Consider the following 12,901-nt stretch of genomic DNA (forward strand, 5'->3'; position numbering starts at 1 on the left):
CTGCGAACCAACAAAGGAGTTTTAGGTTTTGTAGTTGCGCTTGGACGCCCAAGCGCAACTACAAGCCTAGATTTGATTTCATAAATACATTTCCTCACTAAATGAGGGAATAGTTTTTAACCGTCGATAAACGCAAATGAACGCAGATAGTAATTAATTCTATCTGCGTTCATCTGTGTTTATCTGCCACCATCTGCGGTTGCAAAATCAGCCACCAGCAACTGCTGGAACAATGCTGACTTCATCGCCATCTTGAAGAGCAGTTTTTGAGCCGTCCAAAAAGCGGATGTCTTCGCTGTTGACGTAGAAGTTGAGAAATCTGCGGGGCTCTCCTTTTTCGTCGCACAGGCTTTTTTTGATGCCGGGACAATTTGTTTCCAGCGATTCAATTAGTTCGGAAATGTTATCGCCGGCGCATTCGATGGTGGCTTGATTGTTGGTGAATTTTTGCAGGGGGGTTGGAATTAAAACTTTAACAGTCATGGTTAGTTGTTAGTTGTTAGTTGTTAGTTGTTAGTTGTTAGTTGTTAGTTGTTAGTTGTTAGTTGTTAGTTGTTAGTTGTTGATCCCAATAACCAATAACCAATAACCAATGACCAACAACCAATAACCAATAACCAATAACTATTAAACAGAAACTTGTTGCCATTCTAAGCGTTCCAGTGTGCGGGCGCGTTCTAGGGCGCGCTCGAACGCTTCTAGTTTCGGTTCGAGGGTGATGGGTTCGCCGATGTAGCCTTGAACTGCTTCTTGCGTTTTCAAACCGTTGCCGGTGATGTAAGCGACGGTGGTTTCATCGGGATTGATTTTACCTGCTTCTACGAGTTTCTTCAAGACTGCGATTGTGGTGCCGCCTGCGGTTTCAGTGAATATGCCTTCTGTTTCTGCTAGCAGTTTCATGCCTTCGATGATTTCGGTGTCGCTGACGGATTCAATGTTGCCACCTGTTTTGCGGGCGATTTCCAAGGCGTACATACCGTCGGCTGGATTGCCGATCGCGATCGACTTAGCAATTGTATTCGGTTTCACCGGTTTCACGAAATCACGGTTTTCGCGGAATGCTTGGGCGATGGGGGAACAGCCGTCAGCTTGGGCACCGCTGAACCGTACTTTCTTTTCATCAACTAAACCGACTTCGATGAATTCATTAAAGCCTTTGTAAATTTTTGTGAACAAAGAGCCGGAGGCGAGGGGAGCGACGATGTGATCGGGCAATTGCCAGCCTAGCTGTTCGGCAACTTCGTAGCCGAGGGTTTTTGAGCCTTCGGAATAGTAGGGACGCAAGTTGATATTGACAAATCCCCAGCCATGTGTATTGGCGACTTCGCAACAGAGGCGGTTAACTTGGTCGTAATTGCCGTGAACTGCCATGACAGTTGGATTGTAAATCAGAGTGCCGAGGACTTTGCCTGCTTCTAAGTCTGAGGGGATGAAGACTACGCAGTCGAGTCCGGCGTGGGCGGCGATCGCAGCGGTGGAGTTAGCTAAATTGCCGGTGCTGGCACAGGATACCGTTGTGAAACCCAATTCTCTGGCTCTGCTGAGGGCTACTGACACCACTCTGTCTTTAAAGCTCAGAGTGGGCATATTGACGGCATCGTTTTTAATATAAAGATTTTTTAGACCGAGGCGGCGCGCCAAGCGGTGGGATTTTAATAGAGGAGTCATGCCGGTGCCGACATCGATGACGTTATCTGTAGCAACTGGTAAAAATGCGCGGTAGCGCCAGATTGAGTTGGGGCCGGCTTGGATGGTTTGGCGAGTGACGGTGCGGCGGATGGCGTCGTAGTCGTACTTGACTTCAAGCGGGCCAAAACAGCAATCGCAGACGTGCTTGGCTTGGAGTTCGTACTCTTCACCGCATTCTTTACATTTAAGGGCTGTGAAGGTTGCTGCTGTGGATTGGGTTCTGGTCGCCTGGGTCATAGCTCAACTCTCTAGTTTTGCGATGTTTTCTTAGTCTTGTGCAAGATTAGCACGGTCAATTTAGCCCGTCAACCATACCCGATTTTTTTAGTCGGGATTGATTTTTCAGTTACTTTTGAGTTAAACAGCGGTGTATTTAACTTAGATATTTGGGCGAGCAGAACGCCCACTCCACAAGGATTTGACTTGTTTTCAGGATCGGGCTGGGAATCCAGATTGTCAGGCCCGCACCCGATCCAGATCGAGTTCAAGGATGATTTGCCGACGAAATTGTTACAAAACTTAATAAACCTTTTTTGGGATCGCAATTGGGCAGTCGTGCGATCGAACACAACTACAAAACCTCGAATTTTTGATTAACCAACTCAGCCTAGCCGCCGCTGACGGGAGGGATGAGTACAACTTCGTCGCCGTCTTGGAGGATGGTGTCGGGGGAGACGAATTCCAGGTTGAGGCCGAAGCGGGTGCGATCGCGCCATTGTTCTAATTGAGGATATTGGGCGATCGAGCTTTCGAGCACTTGAGACACTGGGGTTTCGGGAGGAAGTTCTAATGTAAGTTCCGAAACGCCGTAGGCTTCACCGAAGGCGGCGAAAAGTTTAACGGTGATGGTAATCGAAGAGTTAGACACGGCTGTTGAGTGCGATCGACGGTTTGGCAATTATCAACTACACCATACAATTAATTAGGAATTAGGCGCGCCGAGGCTTAGAATTGAAAGCAGCAACCTCTAGTTAAGTTTTACCCCATCGGGTAAAGATGATAGTTGATTGCAGCAAAAATTCTTAACAAGATTGTATGCCGATCGCTCTCACCAACCCGGCGTTAGAAGCAGTTGGCATCCAGTTAGATGCAGCTAGCTAAGGTCTAGTAGGCTGCTGTTGAGGCTAATGCGAGAATAATTTTTGAGGATGCGGTATAGATACTTGACAGTAATTGTGGGAGAGTACAAAAAGCTCGCACTACATTTAGCGGGCAACAACGCAGACAATGCCTTATCAACCCGCTTCTCTTGAATAAAAATCAGGTTATCTAGTGCGGCTTGGAATTGCAAAACCTTTGCCCTGCTTAGTAAGCTAGCAGTTCTATCTAAGAAGAATACTGAAGTTAACGCGATATAAATATATGGCAAATAACGATTTTAAAGTGCTTCAAATTATTGAAGCGAAAGGCTGGTATGCCTTTGGGAGTACGAAGCAAAGCCAGCACGTTGAGAGATGGGTAAGACCTGTCGTGTGTTGGGTTTTAATAGAAGATAAAAAAAAGCGACGGGTTGTGACAGCTACCGCTAGCTATCAGATCCAGATTGACGACAAAGAAGTCGAGTTCTTTGCCCACGAAAGCGAAATTCAAGATCTGGAGAGTCTCCCGAAGTCTGTCTCGGTATCGGAATTTCTGAAAACAGAAGATTGAGAAAAGGGCAGAAGGAGATAATTTAACAAGTTATTAATTATTCCTTAGTGATTCCTTAAACTTGCTGTCGGATTCTATTGGAATTAGAGGCAGAAGCTCTAGATTGGGGACAGGGGTAGACGAGGACAGGGGGAGAATTTATACTTTTGCCTTGCCTTCTGCATCTTGTCCCCAATGCCTCAAGTAGCCCAAAAAATAAAGAGGCCGGAAGATTGCTGGCAATGCCAACACGCTTCCGACCTTGCTGAATAACAGGGTATGCATATGTTTTTAAAGTATGGCAGGCAGGCTTTTGAGATATCAAGAGGACTATTGCAATCACCCACTTTTGCTTTCAGGCTGTGTTTGCAAGGCTGCAACTATTTTAGACTGAAAATTTGAAAATTGAGATGGGCGATGGTTACAGGTTAAGGATTCTAGCTATTTATCTGTAGCGGGTGCTACAAAAAATGGTGGCATTTGCGGACGATCGCACATTCTCCCTCAATTGTTTGCACTCAAAGCTGAAAGTTCGATCGCCCGCTGCAACTGCTGCGACTTTAAACCCCACTAACAACAGGTTCAGGCTTCTGCTGCCGCATCCGCCGCCCCAGCAGGGCCATCCGCACGCCGCCGGCAGGCCCTAAAGTCACCCCTCGGCGTTTGGCCTGTACGGGCTTTTTCTCGGCCAATACTAGGTCGAAATCCCGCAAAATGGTTGCCAGCACGAGTTTCATCTCCAACTGCGCCAGCGCCAAGCCGATACAGCGGCGGCTGCCGCCTCCAAAAGGCAAATACTCATAAGGCGAGAATTGCCTCTCCAAAAACCGTTCCGGTTTAAATTGCAGCGGTTCTGGATACAAATCCTCCCGTCTGTGGGTCAAATAAATCGAGCCGATGACAACCGTCCCCGGTTCGAGTCGATGTCCCATCAGTTCCACGGGCCTGAGAACTTCTCGCGAAAACGTCAGCATTGCCACGGGGTAAATTCGCAGGGTCTCCTGACAAACTGCACTCAGGTAAGGTAAGCGGAAAATCTCCATCGGGTCGGGATTTTCCCCCAAACTGTCCAATTCTTGCAGCAACTTCTGGCGCACCGAGGGCAAACTGTGAATCCAGTAAAATGCCCAAGCTAGGGCCGTTGCTGTGGTTTCGTGGCCTGCCACCAGCAGCGTCATCAACTCGTCGCGCAATTCTTCATTGGTCATTGGTTGCCCGTTTTCGTCGCGGGCGGCCATCATTAAGCTGAGAATGTCGGTGCGGTTGGCGTCTGGTTGCTGTCTGCGTTCTTCAATTTCCGCGTCGATCAGTGCGTCAACTTTCCGCTGCCGCTGTTTCATGCGTCCCCAAGGACTCCAAGAGCCCCAATCTTGCTGCATCCAGCCGAAAAACAGCATACTCGATCGCAGGGGAGAGTTGGTCATATCGAGGACTGAGGCAAGTAGGGGCCTGAGCTCTTCCAATCGCGGCCCGTCATCGAGCCCGAAGACAGCTTGCAAGATTATCCGCATGGTGACTTCCTGCATCGCGTTGCGGGCCACAAAAGGTCGATCGACCGACCATTTGCTAGCAACATCTTGAGCAATATCGCAAATTAGTTGGCCGTAATTCCGCATCCGTTCCCCGTGAAAGGGTGGCATCAATAATTGGCGCTCGCGTTTGTGCCTTTCTCCTGAGAGGAGAAACATGGATTGTTCTCCCACGAGCGCTTTGAGAATACTATTCAGGCGGCCTGGAGCGTGAAACGCGCTGCTGTTGAGCATCTCCTGGACAGCTTGCGGGTGGTCGATCATCACCAATGGTTGCCCGTTGTTCACTCTAGCTGTGAAAATGTCGCCGTATTGTTTGGCACATTTATCCATGAATGTCAGGGGATCGCCGATCCATTGAATTAGCTGCACAAGGGGTGGAGCTTTGGGGCCGTTAGGTAGTGTCATAGGAATTACCTGGGTTTGGGTCACAGGACTTAGCAGCATCAAGAAATCTCAAACGGTTTGAAGGTTTGTTCAATCCCTCCCAACCCTTGTTTTTAAGGGGAGAATTGCGTAAGTCCCATCTCCAATAATTTTAATAGCTTATTCTCGAACGGTACTCAAAATATCCTCTCCAAGCTCTGTAAAACGAACAGTTTTGATTTGCCAAGGAGCATAACTGGTTAAAGTTTGGCGCACGCCCCCGAACAAACCTAACATCTGACAACTGGACAGATTTTGCAATTTCTGCCGCGAATTTCCGGAGGCTCGCAGATCCACGGTAGCTATTCCGAGGTTGCGATCGATCTTGAGGCGATAACCAGCCAAACCAAGACTATCGAAAATCTGCTGCTTTAACACTTCATTAACCGCGGATGACATTAACTGTTTGTCTGGGCCTGTAACTGTTTCCGGCTTCAGAGTTTGACACAGATTGTCTACCTTATAAACCGTAACGGTGGCAGTATTTTCTGAGAGGGCAGCACTGCCTAAAACTGAGGCAACAGAGTTAGAAGGCTGCGTTAATTGGCTCGATCGAGCCTCAATTTGATTTCCCATTAGCTGTAAGTGTGGGAACTGACGCCCGCTTGCTGGGAATTGCCTCTGGTTTTCGGCCGAGTTAGCTGCATCATAGCTAGAACAACTGCTAGCGCCAGTCAGAATTAATCCAGTCGCTAAATACCCGAACTGTTTGCAGATACGGTTCATAGTTTTTAATACTCAACTAAACGTTAGTGTACCGAGGATGAACTTTGGTGGTAGAAAGCACTTACTCCCTGATTACACTCACTTAGAAGTATTTCTAGGTATCCCTAATCCGGAGATGAAAACAAGTTAAGAGTTCTGGTTAATACGTTCAATTTAGTGTTCGATCAGGCACATAGGGTAATACCCCTCATACGTGCAACCCAGGCGTCTCCGTATCTCAGCAGATAAAGCTAGCGACCTAGAGCTTAAGTGATACCAAATACCGTGTCAGTGGTCAGATGTACCGTTGCAATTCGAGCCATCCCAATGTCTGAGACCAAGAGCCTCTTTCCGGTTTGCGACAGCCTGAGTTGGATTAGTAGTAATGACAACATAGTTCAGACTGGCGGGGGCATTTTAAGCTCGCCTTCGGAGCGCTTTTTTAACAGCGCCGAAATCGCCGTTAGAGGGAATGTGCAAGTCGCGAACAATATCAAAACTTACGAATCAAGAGCAAAGAAACCGGGTTTTTTAACCAGGCATAAGAGCTGCAACGAAGTGTTTTCGTAAAAAAAACTGCTTTCTGGTCAAGTCGTGAATCACATAATTCCCCAGTCAGCCGATCTGTAACGAACAGGCGTGTCAAGGGTGTTATAGGAGCGTTCGCTGATTTTGTGCCAAATCTCATAAAACACAGTGAAAAAATCATGAAACAGCAATTATTGACAAAAGTTTTGGTGGCAACAGCGATCGCCCTCAGCGGCTTGACGGTTGCTTCTCAACCTAGTTACGCTCGGCGAGCACAGGGGGAAAGTGGATTTTGGTGCAGTACCTCGACCGGTGCGCCGGTGACGGTGTACCAAAACGCTCAAGGTGCCGTAGAGCCTTGGATTGAGTGGACTTCCGATTATTTCTCCGGTTCTGGGTACGATCCGGTAACTCGGTGTCAATTAGTGAGTCAACGCCTCGAAACCTATCGCCGCCGACGAATGCTTAAGTACATTACTGCAGGTCAGATGAACGGCCAGAACGTCATCTGCACGGCGAATCAAGTCAATGGGCTGTGTCAAAATTTGATTTATACCCTCAGACCCGGCCAAGACCCGATCGGCTCTTTGTATAATTTGTTGGCTTGGCGCCAAGGATATGTCGGGATGCCGTCTTTTGATGAAACCAGTAAAATTCCTTACATTGATGTCAGGGAAAAGCTAGGGGAAAAAATGGATGATGAGGCGCAACTGCCCCCTTTTTCCCCGCCGTCGGGACTGCCTTAAAGATGGAAAAATTTTCCATTTCGTCACCAATTCCAAGGGTGGATGTGGAAAACTTGGCACGTTAAACAGCGGTACGCATCCAGACGGGGAAATCTTGGGGTTCGGGGACGATCGTCCGGCAGCAGGGCCACACCTATAGAGTGCTGACTAGCTGGTAGGTTGTGGCGATCGGACAATGGTCGCCGACGACGGTCTCCTCCACCCACTGCTAGGAGTTCTGAGGCGGCTGGGCGATATCGATCTGGCGATCGTTCAGTTTCCCAGGGCGATCGAGTATAAAATAGCACCATTCAGCAGCGAGCCAGGATCGGTGTCAGATCCCGTGCTGGCAGTCTCCTAGGGTTGCTGAGGTTGGGGCTTGGGCGGCGGGGCGGACTTCGTTTCGGTGCTGCTACCCAAATCTTTGGCTCAAGGTTATAGCTTGGGCTATACAAATGAGGTTAAAATCGGCATGAGTGGCAGCCCGATTTTTAATGCCAAAGGTTTCTTGGTTGGGATTAACGGTAGGGGCAAGTATCGAGATCCAAATTTTGGCGTCTATGCTTTTGAAGATGGAAGTGATATCAAATTCGGTAGCATCGAAATTAATATTACCCACAGCTTTCGACACGGCAGTGCCGTTTCCCTACCGCGATTAATTGTAGGGAAACGTCAGTGCCGTTTCCTCTATATCATTCCGATGTACCCGGATTTGATATGAATTAATAGCGGAATTATGGAAGAAAATGGTTAAATCCAGTTGGGGAATTCCGCTCGGTATATACTTGCAGTTCGCCTCGTCTTATCTAGGGAGTTATCGATGAATGTGTGGAGTTTGCGGTTTGACGCGCTAACAATCATCTTGACAGGTGCATTAACAGTGACGGCGGTTGTCAGCCAACAATATGCTGCCTGTGCCAAAACAGCCGAAGAAATTGCCCAGCTAGCGACCTTGACAACTGTGGAAGTCAACAATACGCTGGGTTTTTTTGCTAGCGGATCGGGAGTAATTATTGCCAAACAGGGTAATATTTACACTGTTCTGACAGCTAATCATGTAGTGGCAAGCCTCGCTCAAAAATACAGCATTCGCACTCATTTGGAGAAGGACTATGCTGCGATTAGAATACAGCGACTACCGAAAAATGACAGGGATATAGACTTGGCATTGATACAGTTTCAGAGCCGAGAACAGTATCCAGTAGCACCAATTGGCCAGTCAGAACGTGCTGTTGTTGGTTCTGCTATTTACGTTTCTGGCTATCCGCTGCCAATTTCGGGATTTGAACGAAAACTTGAGTTTACTGCTGGTATCATCTCTTCTCGCTTGGGCAGCGCCTCATCGGGGTATCGTCTGCGCTACCAAGCTGTAACCAGGCGCGGGATGAGTGGCGGGCCTGTATTTGATGCTGATGGCAGGGTGGTAGGAATTCACGGCCAGGGGGATACTGTTGGCACAATTAGAAGTCAGTGGAACGGTCAGATTGAGGAGATAAAAACGGGGTTGAACGCAGCAATCCCGATCGATGCTTTTAGGGAGTTGCTATCACAAAATAAGCGTAACGGATTTGATATTCTCAGCAATCTTTCAATCAGCACCGCCTCTGGTCAAAACCAGCCGAGTCTGGGTTATGGAGGATTTGTGTGCGATACCTCGACGGGCGAGCCCGTCACTGTGTATCAAAATCCGCAAGGGTTCAGGGAGCCTTGGATTCGCTGGAATTCTAATTTCTTTTCTAGTTCGGGCTACGATCCTCTAACTCGCTGCCAACAAGTGACTCAGCGCCTTGAAAATTATAACCGAAATAAACAGCTAAATTATGTCACGGTGGGCATTGTAAATAACCAGAAAGCGATTTGCACTACAAGCCGCGTTAATGGGCCTTGCGAAGGTTTGATCTACACGCTGCGCCGCGATCAAGATCCGACTCCTGCACTTAGCAGTTTTTTTGTTTGGCTGGGGAATCAAAAGGCTGTGCCTTCTCTTTCTGAAAGCGGTACTGCGCTTTATATCGATGTCCGGGAACGGCTGGAACAATTTTAGATTTGGGATTTGAGATGGATTAGTAATGGGTAAACACAGAAACCCGACTTATGCAAAAAGTCGGGGTTCTCAAACAACTACTTGTTAGCTTAAAAATTGAGATATTTTACTTATTTATCACTGACATAATAGAACTCATGATTTTTTGGAACGCGGAAGCTATAAAATTACTCTTACATTAATCGAATTCAAATTTTTTAGGTATCAAGCATGACAGCAACTACCCCGCAGGCAACGTCAACAACGCCCGCTTTTTGCGAAGGCATTCAATATTTTTCGGAAACACTCCCTGGTTTTGAGACTTACGGGAAAGCACCTGCGATCGCCGAGGGGAGCAAGTCGATCGCCGATCCTGCCGATCCCGCCGCCGTCTTTCAAACTATGCTGGGAGCAGACGCCCTGCGCTACCTGACGCTGCAAGTTACCGCCAGCAAGGCATCGGGACATCCGGGGGGTTTTGCTAGCCAAGCTGAGGCTTACGCAGCGCTGGTAATGCTCGGACACAAGAACATTGTCACCGAAGTCGGCCATCACGCGCCGGGATTTTACAGTGCCATGTTTCTCGATCGATCTTTGGAGGATATGGGAATTTTCAACGTGCAGCAAGTACGCGATAAATTCCGAGAAAAAGACGGTTTGTTAGGACATCTTTCCGGTTTCATTCCCGGCCTTTTAGCGCCGGCAGGCCCCCTCGGACAAGGGCAGCATTTCGCAATGGCTGGAGCGCTTTTACACCCCGAAAAACTGTTTGCTTTCACAATGGGCGACGGTGGCATGGGCGAACCGTATCCGATGAGCAGCATGGCGCATTTCCACACTGCTTATCCCAAAGCTACTAACTTTTTGCCAGTGTTAGTTTGGAACGGATATTCTCAGGAACATCACAGTATGGTTTCGACGAAAACTAATGCTGAAATGATAGCTTATTGGCAAGGCAACGGTTTTGAAGAAGTTATCTTAGTTGATGCTAAGGAATTTGACGATAAAAATCAGCCGGAAGATTATGTTGACAGCACTGCTTTTTCGCTCGAACAGCGCATGGCATTTACCAAAGCTGTTTTACAAGGAGTTGACAAAGCAGCCAAATCTGCTCTCGGCGGCAAATTAACTGTATTTATCATCAAACAGTTGAAAGGTGCCGGCGTCCACGCGCGCGGCGCAAAATCTCACAACCTTTATCCGAAAGATACGCTGGATGCTCCGCACATTATCAGTGCTTTAAAAGAGCGCGCTTTGACTGCTGGTGCTTGGGAGTTGGTGCGGACAAATTGCGAGCGTGCGGGCGGCGGGCCGGCGGCGAAAACAGTTGTTACTGAGTTTACATTGCCGCTGGCAGATTTAGGCGAATTGCCTTTAGAAGAATTTGCAGTTGGGGGAGAACCGAAGATTTCGACAACAGCAATGGGGGTTTTGGTAGGGAAAGTTGGCGAGCGCGATCGTAATTTTCTTGTTACTAATGCTGACGGCAATGAAGCATCGGCAATTGCCAATATCAACCAAGCTCTCAAAATTATTCACCCAACGACAGATGACCTGTACAATCAATCGCCAAACGGCCAAGTTTACGAACCTTTGAGCGAAGATGCTTGCGCCGGTTTAGCCGTAGGTTTATCGCTATTTGGAGCGCGGAGTTTGTGGTGTTCCTACGAATCTTTTGCTATCAACGGTTTACCAATTTGGCAAACTGTAACCCAAGCAATGGCAGAATTGCGCCGTCCAACTCCGGCAACTGTCACCTTATTTACAGCGGGTGCATTGGAACAAGGCCGCAACGGTTGGACGCACCAGCGGCCGGAAATTGAGGCTTATTTTGCGGCGATGATGCGGAACGGAAATGTATTTCCTTTGTTTCCACCGGATGCTAACAGCATTCAAGCTTGTTACGAGTGGGCTTTGACTGCTAAAAATAAGGGAGTTGTGATTACTGCGAGCAAGTCGCCGCTGCCAATTCGCACTACTTTTGAACAGACTCGCCAAGCTTTGCAAGACGGTGCAATAGTGCTGCACGAAGTCGATTCCCCGCAAGCTTCCCAGAATCAAGGGGGGAGCAAGAAAGTTGTGTTTGCAGTTGTCGGCGACATGACGTTAATGCCAGTGTTTGAAGCGGCGGCATTTTTGGAAACAGAAGGGATTGGAGTGCGGATTGTTTCTGTTGTGAATCCCCGGCGTTTGTATCGTGCTAGCGATGTTGCTTGGGATACTTGTTCGGAAGCTGACGGCGGCTTTTTGAGCGATGAGAAATTTGCCGAATTGTTTGGCGGAGATGCTTTGATTGGCGTGACAGGCGGTGCTTCTGGGATGTTGGAACCTGTGATGCTCCGCAGCAATTGCAAGCGGGATACTTTCGCTTGGAAGCGGGGGGAAACTACTGCTAGTGCTGGTCAGTTGATGGCGTTTAATGGGTTGACTGCTGAGGCGTTGACTAAAAGGGCGATCGAGCTAGTTCATTAAGTTAGAATATGAGTGAATGCCCCTGCCTGGTTTGTCCTGGGTAGGGGCTAGTAATATTTAAAATAGGATGGTGATACCTGTGACTGCACAACTTTTAGAAGAAAAAGGTACGCTTGCGGAACAGCGATTGCTTCTCCCCGGTTATTATACTTGGGAGCAATTTGAGGATCTCGAATCTTTAATGGCAGACTCTCCGGGTTTGCGGATAACTTATCTTGATGGGTGGATCGAGTTTATGACACTGGGCGAAGCACATGAGACAATCAGTTGTATTCTTAATTTTTTGCTACAACTCTACTTTTGTGAAATGGGAATTGAATATATTCCTGTAGGTAGTGCGACTCGCAGAAACCGGGCAAGAGATGTATCATTTGAACCAGACGAGTCTTATTATATAGGTTCAAGAAAAGAACATCCCGATTTAGCCGTGGAAGTAACGATTACTAGCGGTAGCACAAATAAACTAGCTAAATATCTGCGACTTCGCATTGCGGAAGTTTGGTTTTGGGAAAATAATCAGCTTGCTGTCTATCGGCTGCGCGAGGATGATTACGAGCAAGTTTCAAGAAGCGAGTTTTTGCCGGAGTTGGATTTAGAATTGTTGGTACGCTGCGTTTTAATGCCTTCAAGGATTGAGGCAAAGACAGAGTTTCTTAATGGAATTCGGCAAGTGGGTTGAATGCTGAGGAGTTGGTAGAAAGTGCGATCGTCTACGAGGGCCTCGCTAAGGACTTGATTGGTTAAGCTAAAATGTGACAGACAACCATTGGCTCTCACAAACAGCCTTTGCGCGATCGGCTCCAATGATTTGTTAGATTAGTAGGTGTAAAGTTACTAAACTCAGAAATAGGAAGAAATTTTATAGCTTTTATATGCAATTTTTTAGGATCGGAATTATTCCTATCTCTATTCTGTTGAGCTGCCTGAACCTGCGTCAATCTCTTGTCATCTGCGATCAGAAAATTTCTCTTTTTAAAACCGCAGATGAGGGCAGATAAACACAGATTAACGCAGATGAATTAGATCGAGTTCGGTAGCAGCGTCCGTGATGCTTGACTGTTGACTCGATTTGACCAGAACGATTCTACCGGATTTGAGCGGATACGATTCTAGAGCTATAGGTGCAGTTTTAACCTAATGCTGAGGGGAGAATTTATTCGGAAGTTTTTCTTGTT

General features: G+C 47.6%; 12 protein-coding genes. 7 read left to right on the forward strand and 5 right to left on the reverse strand.

All coding sequences use genetic code 11. The features are described 5' to 3' along the window. Positions 1-207: 207 nt before the first annotated feature. From QUA33_RS10850 to QUA33_RS10860, 3 genes are all read right to left on the reverse strand, one after another. Positions 208-483: a MoaD/ThiS family protein gene (locus QUA33_RS10850; protein WP_006632924.1), complete on the reverse strand. Its 276-nt coding sequence runs from the start codon at positions 481-483 to the stop codon at positions 208-210. 144 nt (positions 484-627) lie between these two features. Continuing rightward, a complete protein-coding gene (gene thrC / locus QUA33_RS10855; RefSeq protein WP_333075066.1) occupies positions 628-1,926 on the reverse strand; it encodes a threonine synthase in 1,299 nt (432 codons plus the stop codon). 370 nt (positions 1,927-2,296) lie between these two features. Continuing rightward, entirely contained in the window at positions 2,297-2,557 is a 261-nt protein-coding gene (locus QUA33_RS10860) for a MoaD/ThiS family protein (RefSeq protein WP_015179186.1), read from the reverse strand. Between the two features lie 494 nt (positions 2,558-3,051). Between QUA33_RS10860 and QUA33_RS10865 the strand changes: the two genes are divergently transcribed. After that, a complete protein-coding gene (locus tag QUA33_RS10865; RefSeq protein WP_006632921.1) occupies positions 3,052-3,339 on the forward strand; it encodes a hypothetical protein in 288 nt (95 codons plus the stop codon). A 539-nt stretch (positions 3,340-3,878) separates the two neighbouring features. Here the strand turns inward: QUA33_RS10865 and QUA33_RS10870 are convergent. Then, positions 3,879-5,255, reverse strand: a complete 1,377-nt coding sequence (locus QUA33_RS10870; RefSeq protein WP_333148606.1) for a cytochrome P450 — start codon at positions 5,253-5,255, stop codon at positions 3,879-3,881. Between the two features lie 138 nt (positions 5,256-5,393). Next, on the reverse strand, positions 5,394-5,999 hold the full coding sequence (locus QUA33_RS10875) for a hypothetical protein (RefSeq protein ID WP_333096160.1): 606 nt from the start codon (positions 5,997-5,999) through the stop codon (positions 5,394-5,396). 686 nt (positions 6,000-6,685) lie between these two features. On the opposite strand from QUA33_RS10875, the gene QUA33_RS10880 reads away from it, so the two are divergent. The 6 genes from QUA33_RS10880 to QUA33_RS10905 all read left to right on the forward strand — a co-directional run bounded on the left by QUA33_RS10880 (position 6,686) and on the right by QUA33_RS10905 (position 12,405). Beyond that, entirely contained in the window at positions 6,686-7,252 is a 567-nt protein-coding gene (locus QUA33_RS10880) for a COP23 domain-containing protein (RefSeq protein ID WP_333096159.1), read from the forward strand. 175 nt (positions 7,253-7,427) lie between these two features. Further along, positions 7,428-7,592, forward strand: coding sequence for a hypothetical protein (locus QUA33_RS10885; RefSeq protein WP_333148607.1), 165 nt, complete (start codon positions 7,428-7,430; stop codon positions 7,590-7,592). A gap of 45 nt (positions 7,593-7,637) precedes the next feature. Next, entirely contained in the window at positions 7,638-7,952 is a 315-nt protein-coding gene (locus QUA33_RS10890; protein WP_333148608.1) for a hypothetical protein, read from the forward strand. A 99-nt stretch (positions 7,953-8,051) separates the two neighbouring features. Then, the gene (locus QUA33_RS10895; protein ID WP_333148609.1) at positions 8,052-9,275 is read left to right on the forward strand and encodes a COP23 domain-containing protein; all 1,224 of its coding nucleotides are present in this window, start codon (positions 8,052-8,054) and stop codon (positions 9,273-9,275) included. Between the two features lie 210 nt (positions 9,276-9,485). Beyond that, positions 9,486-11,726, forward strand: a complete 2,241-nt coding sequence (locus QUA33_RS10900; RefSeq protein ID WP_333148610.1) for a phosphoketolase — start codon at positions 9,486-9,488, stop codon at positions 11,724-11,726. A gap of 79 nt (positions 11,727-11,805) precedes the next feature. Next, entirely contained in the window at positions 11,806-12,405 is a 600-nt protein-coding gene (locus QUA33_RS10905; protein ID WP_333148611.1) for a Uma2 family endonuclease, read from the forward strand. Positions 12,406-12,901 lie beyond the last annotated feature (496 nt).

Origin of the sequence: Microcoleus sp. Pol14D4 (genome assembly GCF_036701245.1) — a bacterium.
In the GTDB taxonomy this organism is placed as follows: Bacteria; Cyanobacteriota; Cyanobacteriia; order Cyanobacteriales; family Microcoleaceae; genus Microcoleus.